The following is a 15,176-nucleotide window of genomic DNA, read 5'->3' as shown; positions in this document are numbered from 1 at the left end:
AAACGCGCCAAAGATGACCGCCTCATCTTATTATTATTTTGAAAATTAGGGGTAGTTATTTGAAGCGGCGCTAAGCGGCGTATTTTATACGATAGCGGGGCTAAGTTATAGCCATTCGTAAAGATTAATTTTACTCGTGCAAATTAAGTGGGCAAAACAGATATTCGCCTAGTCTTTCCATTACGCAGCGAATATCTTCATTTTTTAATGCTACGCTCTTTACTAAGGTATCGAAGGTATTGTCAGTGGCTGCATCTCGCGCATTCAACGGGAATAAGTACTCTCTGGCGAGGCCAAAAGACAGTTGTAAAATGGCATGTTCCTTTTGCAAAGAAGCAGCCACCTCTGCGTGCCGCCGACCTGATTGGTGAATTATCGCTCGCCATGTCGCACTCTGGTGCCAATTTTCCGCCAGTTCTCCTGAAATAGCATGCCATGAAGAAACGCCTTTAACCTTGAAGGCTTTACCTATCTGAAAGTAGTCTTTTTGGCTAACAGGTAGTTTAGTCGCCACTTTTAATCCAGGTAGCGTGAATAAGGGGGCACACAAAAAGGTGGTCACTAGGGCGGCAGATTGAGGAGTAAACTTCGTTTTTGTTATTGATGTTAACTGCGCAGCAATGCCACACGCCAGGGAGGTAAATTGTTTGCTTATGGCAAGCAGTGGATATTGATGTTGGGTTAAGCGCTCTATAAGTGCATGTTGTACCAGCATATCGCCCACTCTTTCCAAACCATAAGTTAGTATCGCTTGTTTGAGGCTCGTTACGGGGAGTTTAAGGCGATTGTCTAGGCTAGCAGTAAAAAGCAAGAACTGCTGGAAGCTGGGCACCTTTTCTACCTTTTGACATAAATTAGGTACATCCACATCCGCTTTTTGCAATTCATCAATAATCTCTAGAAGGGCTGAAGGTGGACGTTGAACAGGGAAGGTTGCGGGTAAAAAAGACTGCTCTCCTTTCACGCTTCGGGCATTCTCACATGCTTGATATTGACCAGTGAAATCTTCAAAACTCAGATAAAGGTTTTTAGGCGCCAAAAGTGTATTGCGCTTAACCCATAGTATTTTCTCATCCTCTTTTCTACTGGGTGAATGCACAAGCGCGTGATGTTTTTGTATATCAATCACAATAGCGGGGTGGGCTTTTACGTAAACGCTAGCCCCAGGCAAAGGTATTGAAATAAGTGATGCGATAGGGTGTAAGAAAGTCCGCTGCATCATGGGTATACGCTGAGCGATAAACGCCAGAAGACTTGACCTTGAGTGACTTTCAGTGCAGTAAGAAAACACACTTGCTACAAGGCATAGGCGTTGAAGTGACGTTAATTTAACTTCACCAACATGCTTTATTGACTGTGAGGTGAAAAGCACTTTTTGCAACGCAATAATTTGTCGCCACAGCGTGAGGTGATGCTCGTTGATGAACGTAAGCAGCGCTTTTTTTTGACTGATTGACTCATTTTTTGATGCCTTGGCCAAATTAGAAGAAGCCAGATTAGAAGCTGCCAAATAATACGTAGCTAAGTGGGCCGCAATAATATGTTGTAAAAAATGGTCGTTATAGTTATTAAGTTTGCCATACAGTGCTAGGTTCAACATATGACGCGTGAGGGTGTCGATATCACTCGTGCATGTTTGAAGTGCTAAAGGAATGGCGGGGTGAGCTTGGACAAATGAAAGGGTAAGCTTAGCTCGATGAAGACAGGTATTAACGATATCTTGAGGCGTCGAGGAAAGTGCAGGTAGAGAAAGCAGGACGTCCGAAAGCTCAGAAGCATCATTGAGCTCCATTTGGTTAGCTTTGCTGGTAACTTGAATACGCCCCGTCGCCCCACGCAATGAGCTTCTCGTTTTCAAACAATAATGGCGTACATTCATCTTGTGTGGTTAAACCATCAGCACGAACGTGCTGGGTGCGGTAAAACATCACTTGAATAGCATTATCATTCTGTCGTTTGGCTTCGGTAATATCAGGCGAACCAAGCAAGGCCAACACCTCTTCTCGCGTGCTACCCAACTTTAATTTGGTAATTTGTACGCGGTTATACTCTTCGCGGTCTTTCCAGTCCATATTTTCAGGTTTATCGGGATAAACTGAAATCACTAGAAATACAAAAGCCGCATACAATGCGATGCCAGCAAAAATGAGTCGAATTACCTTGGAGTTCATAACCCTAACTTTTCGTTTTTCTGCGCTAAAATAAACAATTTACAACATGTGTACAGGTTACAAACTGTAATATCGCAGTTCCTTTGTTTGAATAACTACTTAAGTCTACAGTGTACCGTAAAAAGTTCATCGACGGTAAGTGTTAAACGTAAGGAAATGCGTCTAGTTATTTCTCAATTGTGTAGCAAGGCGTGTATGCAGTGCCAGGAAGCTTCATTCTTTGCTGAGAAACAAAAGATTCTAATAGTGTATCGACCCGCTCCATTAACTTGGCATCACCTGTCAGTCTAAATGGTCCGTGCTGTTTAATGTGTCTTATACCTTCAGCCTTTACGTTGCCCGCCACAATACCCGAGAATGCTTGCCTTAGCGCTATAGCTAGTGAGGCATTATCCTGATCATGATGCAATGCTAAGTCTGACATAGTTTGATGTGTGGGAATAAACGGACGTTGAAAATCTTCTTCTATTTTTAGTGACCAGTTGAAGCTATAGGCATCGCCCATTGCTTCTCGGTACTTTTTAACTCTCCCGAGTCCCGTGCGCATCACACGAGCAACCTCTTCAGGATCGTCAACGATAATCTGGTATTTACTCTGTGCTTCTTTCCCTATCGTTGCACCGATGAATTCATCAATGGCCTCAAAGTACGCCTCAGATCCAGCTGGACCGGTAAGGATCACAGGGAAGGGCTGCTGGGCATTTCGTTCATTCATTAATATACCAAGCAAATAAAGCAACTCTTCGGCAGTGCCCACTCCGCCTGGAAAAATCACAATACCATGAGCTAGGCGAACAAAGGCTTCAAGGCGTTTCTCAATATCAGGCATGATGATTAGTTCATTAACAATCGCGTTGGGAGGCTCCGCTGCGATAATACTAGGCTCAGAAATGCCAATATAACGGCCTGCTTTATACCGTTGTTTAGCATGCCCAATGGTAGCCCCTTTCATGGGCCCCTTCATTGCACCTGGTCCACAGCCTGTGCAAATATTCATTTCTCTAAGCCCTAGCTGGTATCCCACTTCCTTTGTATATTTATACTCAGTTTGATTAATAGAGTGACCACCCCAGCACACCACGGTATTAAGGCCGTCGTTTCCTTCAAGTGCCTTTGCATGGCGCAACATGTCAAACACCATATCGGTAATGTTTACACTATCGACTGGCGCACTTTTGTGGGTAAACGCATACTTGTTGCCCATATAAAGCAGGTCGCGAAGTACTGCAAAAATATGCTCATGCACTCCGGTAACCAAGGTGTCATCTACAAAAGCCACTTCGGGTGGGTTCACTAATTCAATTTTGACGCCACGCTCTCTACGAACCAGCTTGATATCGAAATTTTCGTAAGGCTCAAAAAGCACTTCGTAATCATCTTCATCAACACCACTATTTAGTACCGCTAAACAACAGTTTCGAAACATGCCGTAAAGTGCGCTATTTGTCGTATCTTGCAACTGAGCCACTTCAATCTGCGATAACTGACTCATCCAACCAACAGGATTTAACTGCACTTTCTTCATACTTATTCGTCTCTGTCAGTGATAACGCGATTTCGACCGCTATTTTTGGCCTGGTATAGTAAGTTATCAGCCCGTTCAAAAACGGCGTCTGGGGTGTCCCCCTTTTTGAAAAATGACGCGCCAAAAGATGCGGTTATAGTGACTTTTTCTTGTTTGAATTTGAAGGGTAAAGAGGCCAGCTTAGTTCTCATGGTTTCCAGCAGGCTGGTGACTTTTTGCTTATTCATACCGGGTAGAAGCAAAACAAATTCTTCACCGCCCCAGCGCGCCATAAAGGTGTTTTCTGTTAACTGTTGCTTTAGGTTTTTTCCTACCACTTGAAGTGTTTTATCACCGGCAGCATGACCGAATCGGTCGTTTATTGACTTAAAGTGGTCTATATCGATGACGGCCACCGCTAAATCATCGCCATTATCCTGCCAAGACTGAACCGCCTTCGACAACTTCTCATTGTACGCTTGGCGGTTAGGTAAGCGGGTTAGGGGGTCGGTTTGACTAAGCATCATTTGTTCAGCCAGCTTCTTCTTGTAGGTTATCGTTTGCTTTTGAAGCTGCTCAATTCTGCTTTGCATTGAGCCTAGTAACCCCATTAATGACTCTTGGCCCTGAGAATCTAATTGCGCTTGTTCATTTAACGTGCTGGCAATATTCTGGACACAGAATTGCGTGTGTTCTTTAAGTGATTCTAGAGACTCGCTGTGTGACACCGCTTCTTCAATACTCTCGATATGGGACTGAAGCTGCGCATTACCAACCTGTCTTTGCTCAAACTGAGTGCGGCTATTTTCCATGCTTAGCTGAACATCTCCTCCCATTTTACCTAGGGAGTTATGCAGGCTTTGAATGACCTTACCGGTTAAGCTGGCTTCTGCCATAGCGTCTTGCACTATCATTCGAAGAATAACTACGCAGCTCTTTAGTAACTGGTCTTCCGACATGCCTTCAGTTAACTTTTTCTGTATATCAACTAACTGACTATCGTCAGGTTGGCGCTGGGCATAGCTGGCGATAAGCTGATTTAGTTCCTCTAAAATAGACTTATAAAGAGGGTTTATCTTGGTGTCTTTAGCGCCATCTGCTACAGCTGCCTCGTCTTTACTATTTCCCACAGCAGGCTCGCTTGCTGCGCTACTTGCTAACGCCGCATGATGCAACTCAATAGCTTGCTGGAACAACTTGTAAATACTAAAAATATCCCCAACCGGCTGATTCAGGGTTATCAATTGCTGTGTGGCTCGTTTTTGAAGCACTTCATCTTCAAACACTACTTTTTGAAGACGCTTAGTTGCACTTTCTAACAAGGCGACGGTTTCAATACTGTATTTTTTTAATGTCAGTTCTTGGTGTTGAAGCGCGCTATTAAGCTTATTGATGCTGACCGTGGCAAGCGTAAAGTTTGGCGTGCCGGACAAATGCCCTCTCAATATTTGTAGTTCACTATCAATTTTGTCGGAAAAACCTTCATAAAAGGCAGACAAGCGAACGATAAATTGTGAAAGTAACGTATTGTGTTGCTTGTAGGTTTGAAGCTGTTTGGCGTCCATAATTTTTGTTTACTCAACCTTAGGTGAAGTCATCCTGCACATTTAGTGATTTTGTTATTAACCTGTTAGCTAAATTACTGACGAGCTTGCCTTTTATTTGCATAGGGCGTTTCAAAATTAGAGCGGAAAGGGTTTATGTCGAGCCCTCCACGTCTTGTGTAACGCGCGCATACTGTCAACTTTTCAGGTTGGCAGTGTTGCATAATGTCACAGTAAATACGCTCTACACACTGTTCATGAAATTCATTGTGCTGTCTGAAGCTAATTAAATATTTTAGTAAGCCTTCGTGATCTATGCGTCTCCCTTCATAACGAATTTGCACACTTGCCCAATCAGGCTGACTGGTAATAAGGCAATTCGATTTAAGTAAGTGGGAAACCAAAGTTTCAGCCTTTTTCTCGTCCGTTACTTTTAACAGCGATGTGTCCGGTTCGTAAGTTTCCACAGCGATATCAAGCTCATCAAGCAGTACACCTTCAAACTCTTTAAATGTTAGTGTATTGAATTGATTTGGAAGCGTTAAGCTGACCATCACGGGTTCACCCGCACATTTTGACAGGTCAGATGCCAGTGTGGCGCGAACGTCTTCAGGGCTTTCAAAAGCGGTTTGATTGAAGCTGTTTAAATACAGCTTAAATGACTTCGACTCTATGAGATTTGTAGAGGTGATAGGTACATTACATTCAAGCAAGGCTACGTTAGGCTTTCCCTTTTTGTTGAGCCAAGACAGTTCATACCCGGTCCATGTATCAATACCTGTAAAGGGCAGGGCTTCAGCATCCAACGATAACGTATCTCGGCTTAAGCTACGGGGTACGCCCTGAAGTAGGTCGGGGTTGTAATGAAATTCATATTCAACCTGCTTCCCCAATGAAAGATCGTTGGGCGCAGAAATAGAAATTTTATCGTTTACCTTCGAAGTCATATTTACCTATATATTCTAACCGTTTTAGATGTGCCGTCTTACTTGAACTTGGCACCTTATACCTATAGTGTACCTCAAAAATATTGGTGTAACCCCATAATGGCCTTAACAATTAGTAATGAATTAACCCAACTTATCGGTGCTTTCACTTCCCACTACGAGCGCAGTGGTAGTCTGTTGACTATACCTTATGATAGTCAATGGCCCTCACCTTGCTATTTAAAGCAGGGAGATGAAGGAGAATTGGTACCGTGGGAGCCCAAGTGCCAGAGCGACAGTCAGCATTCCGCGCTAAGTTTTAAGAATGTTGAAGAGGCATTGGACATTACGCTTAACGCTGATTTTTGTCAGTTCTTTACTCAATTTTTCAGTAATAATTTACCGGTAGTTGCTGAGCATGGGCTTTGTGAGTTATTGCAAGTTTGGAATGAAGAAGACTTTGAGCGGCTTCAACAAAACTTAATTGGGCACCTGTTAATGAAAAAAAGACTGAAACAAGAGCCCACACTCTTTTTTGCATTAACCGATGAAGATGATTTTGTGCTAAGTGTGTTAAATAGCACTGGAGAAGTGATGTTAGAACAAGTTGGAAGGCCACCTAAAAAAGTCATTTCGCCAAACCTTCCTGCATTTATTGCCACCTTACGGCCTGAGTAATCCTTTACGAAATTCGCCTTAAACTTTGCGTATTGGTGCATTGAAAAAAACGACAATATAAGGTGTGGACAACGAGAAGGCGCTGAAGGTAAGTAACTTCATATTCTCTATTACGTGGCTATATTGGTTACTCAATAGATGCTTCTAGCTGTTTTTGTAACGCGGTCATTTGCTGCTCAAGTACCGCAACGCGTTTTGAAAGCGATGCAATTGTTTCCACTTCCTTCCCGTTAGATGCGGGGTCACTTGCGCCATTCGCAGCATTAAATTGTTTAATAGCTTCAATAGCCTCTGTTACCGATGCTTTGAAAGGCGCTTTTGCTCTAAGCAGCGCAACAGAAGGCGATGTTCCTTTTTGCACCATTTGCTGACATACAATCATTAATTTCTGCAGATTATTATTATTTTGCAGTGACATTTCATTGACCAATAAATTACAAGACGTTCAGCTTATCCACTTCAGCCTGATTTCGCTAGGGTTTTTAACCAATAATTTGTGTCAAACTGACCACTTATTAATTTAATAAACCACATTTTATAAAATTAATAACCGTTAATTTTAAATAAGTACTTTTAAATCAATTGCTTGAATAGTTGGTCTCATTCTTGATTACACTCTTGCCTATAAAAGACTATAAACGATAAAAATCAGAGGAAATCACATGAAATCAATTATTTTACCACTCGCATTAGCATCATCATTTTTACTTACCGGTTGCGTGGTATCTGTAGGTGGGGGAAGTGATAGCCATTACGGTACTGATGTAGAAGATCGAGAGTACAATAACCGCAAGCATATCTCGAACCTTGAAACAGGAATGAGCTATGAAAGCGTATTAAGAAAAATGGGTGTAGCTGATTTCAACGAGCTTTATGAAAAGCAAGACGGTACCTATCGTGTTTTGTTTTACCGTACTCAAAGAACCATGGGTGATGGTATAACAACAAAAGATGAATGTACCCCGATTGTATTTAAAGATAGCGGCCTTGTGGGCTGGGGTGATAGCGCATATCACCTAATAAATTAAGGTAACATTAATTTAACATTTCAGTGTTTTTACCGTAAAGTGACCATAAATTGGTCACTTTTTGCTTTCTGTGGCTATAAATCCGAAGATTAATGAGGGTAGCCCCATGACAAACGATACGCTAACCGAAGGCCAAGTGACGAATGCACAAGGGGCTAACGAAGCCATAGTAGATGAAGTAGTGGAGTCACTAGTACCATCTCTTAAGGCTATCAAAGCAATTTACCTTGGTGTTGATGATTTGAAAGTTGCTGCATCAATTTTATTTAATGCGTACGTAGACGACCCACTTTTTAGCGACATATTTCAAGCCGAAAAAGAAGGTTATGAGAGTCGGTTGCGCTCTGCTATCAGAGAAGAATTGAACGCTTTTTGGGTGGCAGAGCAGCCTATAGTAGGGTTGTTCGATGGCGAGCGATTACTCGCGGTTGCATGCCTCACTGCGCCAGACGCTGCTTTTGGTTCTGGCCGTTATTGGCATTGGCGTTTACGTATGCTACTTACCGCTGGTCTTTTTGGCACCAAGCAAATGTTAGAAAAAGAAGAAAAAGTGCGAGCATTGGTCCCCGCAGTTAACTTTCATATGCTAAGTTTCATTGCCGTTCACCCAGATTATCAACACCATGGACTAGGACATACACTATTAGGTGCTATTGACAGCGTAGTGGAAGAAGATGCTAAAAGTGAAGGGGTAGCAGTGTTTGTTACAGTAGCTAAACATAAGCCCTTTTTTAACGACGATAACTATGATGTGGTGGGAGAGCTAAGCCTATCTCACGTAAAAGGCGATGTAATGTTTAGGCGAAAGCCTGCATAAATTGTCATAAAAAATGCGTAAACTGGGTGAGGACTTTACGTCGTTTAATAAATAAGGTGGTATGTAAATGATAAGTGCGCAAGGAAGTTGCCTGTGCGGGGCTATTACCGTAATGGCGGAGAATATTAATCCTAAATTCACTGTTTGCCATTGTGATTCTTGCAGACAGTGGGGCGGTTCGGCGCTGTTCGCATTACAATGCGGTACGCAGGTTAAATTCGAAGACACAACCTCTACTGGTAATAACGTAAGCATTCACCGGTCGTCAGATTGGGCTTCTCGCGGTTTTTGTGGCAACTGTGGTTCCCATCTGTTTTATAGGCTCAATGAGACCGGCGAGTACAATATTCCTGTTGGTATATTTCAAGCACTAGATGGGTTAGAAATGGATATGCAGTACTTCAGCGATCAACGCCCAGACTACTATTGCTTTTCTAATAAAACAAAAAAAATGACCAAGGCTGAAATCATGGCGTATTTTGCTCAAAAGTCTTAAGTTATCAGCAGGCAAAGCAAGCAACTGTAGAAACACGGAACAGAAGCTATCCCACGTCTCAACATTTAATTCTTGGGATCTCTTCCCATCGGGTAGTGGCTCTTTTCGTCAAAAAGTCTCTTTTCATGGCAAAGCTTTGTTGAAAGCCCCTAGCGCCAAAATGCATCGTGTTTTTGCCATACCTAGCGTTCGTATTGTCAAGAACTGCCATTAATGCCGAGTTGTCCGTACTGGGCGTAAACAAATCGCCTTGGCGATGTTTCTCGTCGCAAATGTCCAACAGACCCACCCCCACTTTGTAATAACGCACGCCTGGAACAAAGAGTTTATTTAGCGTATCAGACGCTGCGTGAATAACGTGTCGAGTATCATTGGTAGGCACAGCAAAGCTGGAAAGCGCCGACCGCTTTACATATCTGCCATCATCATGAGGCGAATTTGCCGCAAAGAAGGTGGCGCTATGAGCGAGAGAATGTTGAGCGCGTAGTTTTTTGGTGGCTATTTCAGCATGGGTCGCTAGCGCCGCTCTCAATTCATCTTGCTTAGTAACTCTATTTCCAAAACTACGGGTACTGTAAATCTCTTTTTTAGCGGGCCTTATCTCATCCCACGTGGCAATCGTCATTCAAAGTGAGAATCTCTGTCAGCAGCTTGTAGAGCTGGCGTAGGGAGGCTGATGGTCGTCAGATTTTTTATTTTCATTCGATAAGAGAATTTTTTTCAAAAATCTCATTTTCATAGGTGCTATATCCATTTTACGGGCCTATTAGTGAGTACGAAGCCAAAGTCTAATCGCGGTGATGGCTTTGGAGGAGCTTTATACTTAACAAATAAGTTCGAACATAGCAAAGTAAATTCTGGACGAGTATCACTTCCAATCTAAACGTTAAATTTTTGCATTTGCAGCGGCAAAGCCGAATAAATACCTCGGGCTACATTACGCTAAAACTGGTCATGCAAGGCTAAGCTAAGGGGACTACCGCAATGTATGTAAAGCGGAAGTTGGTTATCTATTACTTAATGGACCCAATGTGCTAGTTTCTGCCCAAAATATTGTCATTGTTGAGAGTTAGATGCCTGTCTACATATACGGTTGTAGCTGCCTTTCCCCTATATTCAGGAAAACGACCCAATCGCGCGTTTTTGTCCTTTACGTAATTAGCCCTTATTAAGCGTAACCTCTGTACTCTTTGACTTTCAGTAAACTCTGAATGATGGCACTATGGATAAAAACGAGCACATGCTCGGAAGAAAAACGCGCAATTTGCGCACTATTAAATTGTTATACACAATGCGCAAAATCAGGAAAATTAAAGTGAATAAAACCAAAACGTCTCTTCTATTTTCTGTTTTCATAGGCACCTATTTAGTAACGATAAGTGCATTTGCTTCATCAACAATAGAAGGCGTTTGGAAGCATGCAACAAAACCAGCTCTAATCGAATTCAATTTAACAACTGGTGTAGCAAGTGTTAAAGAACACCAGACTCATAAACAAAACTCTGGCCTCACAATCATCAAAAATATTGTTCAATCAACAGAAGCTGAGTGGGTTGGGGAAATGTACAATGGCTACAAAGACAAATATGTATTCGTCACAATCAAGTTAAATGACACATCGCTATCTGTCTTCGACTCCGAAAACAGTGAAGTGCTTAAACTTATTAAGGAGTAGCCTTGTGTATAACAAAAAAATCAAGCTCGCCCGCTGCGCGGGCTGGGACGCATACACGCGGGGCGGCTTCGCCATTATGCCCTGCGTGCCTGCGCCCCTTATTTAAAAGTTATAAGGCATAAGGATGTTCCGAGTAATCCGTAATTTATTTAAACCGAAGCCTAAATGGTATTCGCCAGAAGATCCTACGCCTCGGGTGAAATGTGAATGTTGTGAATACATTAGTATTGCTGAAAGTGGTAATTACTTAATCTGTCCAATTTGCTTCTGGGAAGATGAAGGCACAGGCTGGGAATTGGATGAGCCTTCCGGAGCAAATCACGGATTATCAATCCGACAAGGTCGTGAAAACTTCCTAAAGTATGGCGCTTGCGAAAAAGACATGGTTAAGAATGTAATATCCGTTGAAGAAAGAAAAAACTATGAATACAGACCGGATTAAAATACCTTATAACAAGCTAATTAATAAGGACAAAAAACAGTTGGCTGTTTTCGTTCCTCAACATTTTAGCCAACAATTTTTTGCCTATTATTAGGGCGTTATGTTTACAGGGAGAGTTCAGTGCCCTATAAGATGAATGAAAAGCAGTATGAAGCTGTTTTGGCATTAGATAGCTTTGATAGATACGCTCACTTCATCAGTAAAGTCGCGGACTGGCAGCAACTATGGGGTGTCAAAAGTGAGGAAGGCTGGCTCGTCCCAGTCGCACCTGAAGACTTTGAATATTTTCCATTATGGCCACATTACGAGTATGCCCAGAAAATCACAGATGAGAATTTTCCGGGCCACACCGCAATAGAAATTAGCCTAGAAGAATTACTTGATTATTGGCTTCCGCTATTTGAGCAAGATAACATGAAAGTTGCTGTCTTTCCGAATCAAGAGTGGACCTTTTGGTATATTGAGCCGCAAGACCTAAAAGAAGAGTTGCTAAATGAAATGGCCAAATACGAGTAAAAACATAACAATCACATTAAGCCGCTCGCAGGCTCGCTGGGACAGTAACACGTGGGCTCTGTCGCTTCGCTCGGATTTTAGCCCACGTGTTACTGCCCCTTATGTGGGCGTTAGCTTTCATCATGTTTGCCATCTTAATTATTTCAACGCTGTTACTATTGTTTAGCTATTTAAGCTATAGAGAAAATACTCACCCACTTTGGAGCGAGTATGTCGCTGTAAGTGAAAATATACCCAAACCACACGGTAAGCCCAACTCAATAGAAATGGTCTTTTTTTGGAAAAATTGCTCTTCTTATAAATATTCGACCGAGAAAGACTATTGGAACTCCATGGCTATACACTGCTTCAAAGAAGGCTTACTGGTAAAACGTTCATTTTTCCTTTTTTGGCGTAAACCAATTTTCATAAGTTGGTCCAGAATTGAAGAAAAACACAACTTTAGAGAGTGGATAGCTAAAAGGCGGGCCCTGCAAATCAAGAATACTTCCCTTTATTTCAGCATCACAGAAAGCGCTTATCAACAGCGCGGTAAAATGGTAAAAGATGAAAGCTAACAAAACGCTCAAGCCGTTCCCTACGGTCACTGGGACGCTTACACGCGGGGCGGCTTCGCCATTATGCCCCACGTGCCAGCGCCCCTTAGCTTAAAGTTATAAGCCAAAGGAATTGATGAGATGGGCTCTCTTTTTATGATATACGCTGCACTAGCAATTTACATTGCAATAAGCCTAGCCGTATCAGTTTTCTTGGCGAAAAGGGATGACTTAGATAATGTGCAAAAAATTGCGCAAATCTTTCTTGTATGGTTAATTCCCTATATAGCTGCAATTGCTCTTTGGCAATTTCACAAAAGCCAAGATCTCCCAATTAAAAAGCATTCTGAGTTTGGAGGTGGCCCCAGAGATAGCAGTGGTGCCGGCTCGGATGGTAATCATTAGCAATGGCTTATAACAAACCAATTAACGCACTCACTTCGTTCGCTGGGACGCATACACGCGGGGCGGCTTCGCCATTATGCCCCACATGTCTGCGCCCGTTATTGGAAAGTTATATGGCTGAAGCTCTGTTCAGTCACCTCTATTGGAGTAAGTATGGCTAATTACATTGACGGATTCGTGTTTCCCCTTTCTCGAAATCATCTAAATGAATACAAGCGGCTTGCTGAGTCAGTTGCACAGATTTGGAAAGAACATGGTGCACTTGATTACTTCGAGTATGTCGGTGACGATATGAGCCTTGAAGGTACCCGCTCGTTCACTGATGTCGTAGCGGCAACGGATAATGAAATCGTCGTATTTGGATGGGTAGTATTTGATTCTCGTGAGACACGTGATTTGGCAAACGAGAAGGTTAGTTCAGATTCAAGGGTGGTTGATTTGATTAATTCATCTAATTCAGGTTTTGATGCTAAGCGAATGGTGTACGGAGGGTTCAATTCCCTTGTTCGAACTTGTGATGTAAACGCCGTATAACAAGCAAATTAACAGGACTAAAAACAGCGGGCTGTTCGCTTCGCTCCATTTTAGCCCACTATTTTTAGCCCATTATTTGGGCGTTAGGTGCTTCATGAAAACAGAAAAGGAAATTCTCGCTGAATTCGTCGCGCTAGTTTTTAAGACTAATGAAGCTTTCGATTATCTATCTAAAGAGAGTTTAATGAAGGGCTCTCTGACGTCAGTTCGCCTAGCCGCAAATGACGCGATAGAAATTTCATCTCATATGCGCAAAACAGATCAAGCTGCTCTAGATTCGAAATTGCTGTCTATCGGATTGCCGTCTTTAAGTTCATTTCAAAACAAAAATTTCAGAGAATTCATGAAAGTCTTAAATCGAGGTAGTATTAAAAAGGAGCAGGAATATTGTTTGGTTCGCTCTATTTCAGAAACAGAAATGTTAAGTCACGAACAGCAAGAGAGTGCATATTACATGCTAGAGTGTTATGAACAAGCACGCACCTAACAAAAAAATTAAGTCACTCACTTCGTTCGCTGGGACGCATACACGTGGGCTGCTTCGCATTGTAGCCCACGCGTATGCGCCCCTTATTTAAAAGTTATACCCTCTGAAGGATCGCTATCATGAAAGGAATTAATATAAGTACAAGCCACGATGACTTAGACATCGAATTAATCCACTCCTTCGTGGCTAACTCCTATTGGGCAAAAAACATTCCGCTCTCAACATTACAAAAATCCATAGACAATTCCCTTGTATTTGGAGCCTATGCTAACGATGGACGCCAAGTCGGTTTTGCTAGAGTTATTTCGGACAAAGCTACATTTGCATATCTAAGCGACGTTTTTGTAATAGAAAAGTATCGTGGTCAAGGGATAAGTAAACAACTTATGGAAAACATATCATCCCATCCAGATCTGCAAGGTCTCCGTAGGTTTATGCTAGCAACAAGTGACGCACACGGATTGTACTCGCAGTTTGGTTTTACATCTGTTGAAAACCCTGAGAAGTTAATGCAAGTTTTAACGCCTGGCATATATGATTAGGCACGGGTATAACAACCCAATCAACACACTCACTACGTTCGCTGGGACGCATACACGCGGGGCGGCTTCGCCATTATGCCCCACGTACCTGCGCCCGTTATTGGAAAGTTATACACCACTGTAATTGATAGATAATATGGATTTTATTACCAACAAAAAGCCAAGCAACGGATATAAACTTGGTGTTGCTCTTGTCGCTGTATTAGCAACATTGCTTATGGTTTTCCTCATAGTGTCCGGTTCAGTATCACTTACGCAAGGGGCGTTTTATTGCTGGTTCTTAGTCAGCATCGTTTTTTATATGGCAGGGCCAGTGCTTGGCAAGCGCAAAGAGTATTTTGGAAACGAACCATCTTCACAAATCATGCGGGTAAATTTGTTGCCGTATTTTTTGTTCAGTTTTCTGTGTGGTGGTATCGCGTTTTATGGTTGGCTATCTGGTGTATAACAAAAAAATAAAGTCACTCGCTGTCGCTCGTTGGGACGCTAACACGCAGGGCCGCTTCGCTATTATGCCCTACGCGTTATCGCCCCTTATTTAAAAGTTATGCGGCTGTTCCCTACAGAATCAAAAAGAAGCTTCATTTGTGGCATTTCGCAGAAAGGTTGTTTTGCTAGGTCGTTTTAAGCTCCGTCACAAAATCAAATTTCTCGCTCTTATCAGATCGTGCTTTTATCCAACTATGCAGTTACATCTAGCTTTCTGTACTAGGTTGTTTTATCGTTATTTTATTATTTTAATTCAGCGGTTTGGTAGGCAAGCGTTGGCGGCAAAGCCGCATACGTTCAGTTGTACGCCTAACAAACGACTATGGTGTCAACTCAAACATTAAGCCGCTTTTTCTTCCCACATTACACCATCTCTAACCATTGAG

20 protein-coding genes are annotated in these 15,176 nt (G+C 42.4%); 13 read left to right on the top strand and 7 right to left on the bottom strand.

The features are described 5' to 3' along the window. Window positions 1–130 precede the first annotated feature (130 nt). From JKP82_RS05060 to queF, 5 genes are all read right to left on the bottom strand, one after another. A complete protein-coding gene (locus tag JKP82_RS05060) occupies window positions 131–1,840 on the bottom strand; it encodes a histidine kinase (RefSeq protein WP_218396093.1) in 1,710 nt (569 codons plus the stop codon). Next, window positions 1,797–2,171 carry a DUF3192 domain-containing protein gene (locus tag JKP82_RS05055; protein ID WP_129736873.1) on the bottom strand — a complete coding sequence of 125 codons (375 nt, stop codon included), beginning with the start codon at window positions 2,169–2,171 and terminating at the stop codon, window positions 1,797–1,799. The genes JKP82_RS05060 and JKP82_RS05055 overlap by 44 nt, the downstream gene beginning before the upstream one ends. A 166-nt stretch (window positions 2,172–2,337) precedes the next feature. Beyond that, window positions 2,338–3,696, bottom strand: a complete 1,359-nt coding sequence (gene ppnN / locus JKP82_RS05050) for a nucleotide 5'-monophosphate nucleosidase PpnN (protein WP_159529184.1) — start codon at window positions 3,694–3,696, stop codon at window positions 2,338–2,340. Window positions 3,697–3,698: 2 nt separating this feature from the next. Further along, window positions 3,699–5,240: a GGDEF domain-containing protein gene (locus JKP82_RS05045; RefSeq protein WP_159529194.1), complete on the bottom strand. Its 1,542-nt coding sequence runs from the start codon at window positions 5,238–5,240 to the stop codon at window positions 3,699–3,701. Between the two features lie 74 nt (window positions 5,241–5,314). Beyond that, window positions 5,315–6,166, bottom strand: a complete 852-nt coding sequence (gene queF / locus JKP82_RS05040; protein WP_159529196.1) for an NADPH-dependent 7-cyano-7-deazaguanine reductase QueF — start codon at window positions 6,164–6,166, stop codon at window positions 5,315–5,317. A gap of 99 nt (window positions 6,167–6,265) precedes the next feature. Between queF and syd the strand changes: the two genes are divergently transcribed. Then, window positions 6,266–6,823, top strand: a complete 558-nt coding sequence (syd, locus tag JKP82_RS05035) for a SecY-interacting protein (protein WP_218396091.1) — start codon at window positions 6,266–6,268, stop codon at window positions 6,821–6,823. A gap of 127 nt (window positions 6,824–6,950) precedes the next feature. Here the strand turns inward: syd and JKP82_RS05030 are convergent, their stop codons facing one another. Beyond that, on the bottom strand, window positions 6,951–7,241 hold the full coding sequence (locus JKP82_RS05030; protein WP_159529200.1) for a hypothetical protein: 291 nt from the start codon (window positions 7,239–7,241) through the stop codon (window positions 6,951–6,953). A gap of 244 nt (window positions 7,242–7,485) precedes the next feature. Here JKP82_RS05030 and JKP82_RS05025 point away from each other — a divergent pair, with 244 nt between their 5' ends. The 3 genes from JKP82_RS05025 to JKP82_RS05015 all read left to right on the top strand — a co-directional run bounded on the left by JKP82_RS05025 (window position 7,486) and on the right by JKP82_RS05015 (window position 9,164). Further along, entirely contained in the window at window positions 7,486–7,851 is a 366-nt protein-coding gene (locus tag JKP82_RS05025; RefSeq protein ID WP_159529202.1) for a DUF3192 domain-containing protein, read from the top strand. A 106-nt stretch (window positions 7,852–7,957) separates the two neighbouring features. Continuing rightward, entirely contained in the window at window positions 7,958–8,668 is a 711-nt protein-coding gene (locus JKP82_RS05020) for a GNAT family N-acetyltransferase (protein ID WP_220099855.1), read from the top strand. A gap of 67 nt (window positions 8,669–8,735) precedes the next feature. Further along, complete coding sequence (locus tag JKP82_RS05015; protein WP_159529204.1) at window positions 8,736–9,164, top strand: GFA family protein; 429 nt, start codon at window positions 8,736–8,738, stop codon at window positions 9,162–9,164. Between the two features lie 58 nt (window positions 9,165–9,222). Here the strand turns inward: JKP82_RS05015 and JKP82_RS05010 are convergent, their stop codons facing one another. After that, the gene (locus JKP82_RS05010) at window positions 9,223–9,789 is read right to left on the bottom strand and encodes a DinB/UmuC family translesion DNA polymerase (protein WP_218396089.1); all 567 of its coding nucleotides are present in this window, start codon (window positions 9,787–9,789) and stop codon (window positions 9,223–9,225) included. Window positions 9,790–10,479: 690 nt separating this feature from the next. Here JKP82_RS05010 and JKP82_RS05005 point away from each other — a divergent pair. From JKP82_RS05005 to JKP82_RS04965, 9 genes are all read left to right on the top strand, one after another. Further along, the gene (locus JKP82_RS05005) at window positions 10,480–10,839 is read left to right on the top strand and encodes a DUF2147 domain-containing protein (protein ID WP_138579868.1); all 360 of its coding nucleotides are present in this window, start codon (window positions 10,480–10,482) and stop codon (window positions 10,837–10,839) included. Window positions 10,840–10,963: 124 nt separating this feature from the next. Continuing rightward, window positions 10,964–11,281, top strand: a complete 318-nt coding sequence (locus JKP82_RS05000) for a CPCC family cysteine-rich protein (RefSeq protein ID WP_218396087.1) — start codon at window positions 10,964–10,966, stop codon at window positions 11,279–11,281. A 120-nt stretch (window positions 11,282–11,401) separates the two neighbouring features. Next, entirely contained in the window at window positions 11,402–11,797 is a 396-nt protein-coding gene (locus JKP82_RS04995) for a DUF2750 domain-containing protein (protein ID WP_218396086.1), read from the top strand. 122 nt (window positions 11,798–11,919) lie between these two features. After that, window positions 11,920–12,354 carry a hypothetical protein gene (locus JKP82_RS04990; RefSeq protein ID WP_218396293.1) on the top strand — a complete coding sequence of 145 codons (435 nt, stop codon included), beginning with the start codon at window positions 11,920–11,922 and terminating at the stop codon, window positions 12,352–12,354. Window positions 12,355–12,474: 120 nt separating this feature from the next. Beyond that, window positions 12,475–12,738, top strand: a complete 264-nt coding sequence (locus tag JKP82_RS04985; protein WP_218396084.1) for a hypothetical protein — start codon at window positions 12,475–12,477, stop codon at window positions 12,736–12,738. A gap of 153 nt (window positions 12,739–12,891) precedes the next feature. Continuing rightward, complete coding sequence (locus JKP82_RS04980; protein ID WP_218396082.1) at window positions 12,892–13,272, top strand: DUF1428 domain-containing protein; 381 nt, start codon at window positions 12,892–12,894, stop codon at window positions 13,270–13,272. A 94-nt stretch (window positions 13,273–13,366) separates the two neighbouring features. Further along, window positions 13,367–13,759, top strand: a complete 393-nt coding sequence (locus tag JKP82_RS04975) for a hypothetical protein (protein WP_159531470.1) — start codon at window positions 13,367–13,369, stop codon at window positions 13,757–13,759. Between the two features lie 119 nt (window positions 13,760–13,878). Beyond that, a complete protein-coding gene (locus JKP82_RS04970) occupies window positions 13,879–14,301 on the top strand; it encodes a GNAT family N-acetyltransferase (RefSeq protein WP_126874040.1) in 423 nt (140 codons plus the stop codon). Window positions 14,302–14,437: 136 nt separating this feature from the next. After that, the gene (locus JKP82_RS04965) at window positions 14,438–14,749 is read left to right on the top strand and encodes a hypothetical protein (RefSeq protein ID WP_159531456.1); all 312 of its coding nucleotides are present in this window, start codon (window positions 14,438–14,440) and stop codon (window positions 14,747–14,749) included. The last annotated feature ends 427 nt before the right edge of the window (window positions 14,750–15,176 follow it).

Source organism: Alteromonas lipotrueae, from assembly GCF_019249215.1.
Lineage (GTDB): Bacteria > Pseudomonadota > Gammaproteobacteria > Enterobacterales > Alteromonadaceae > Alteromonas > Alteromonas lipotrueae.
Note: the sequence above shows the minus strand (reverse complement) of the source record. Positions and strands in the feature narration are given on the sequence as shown.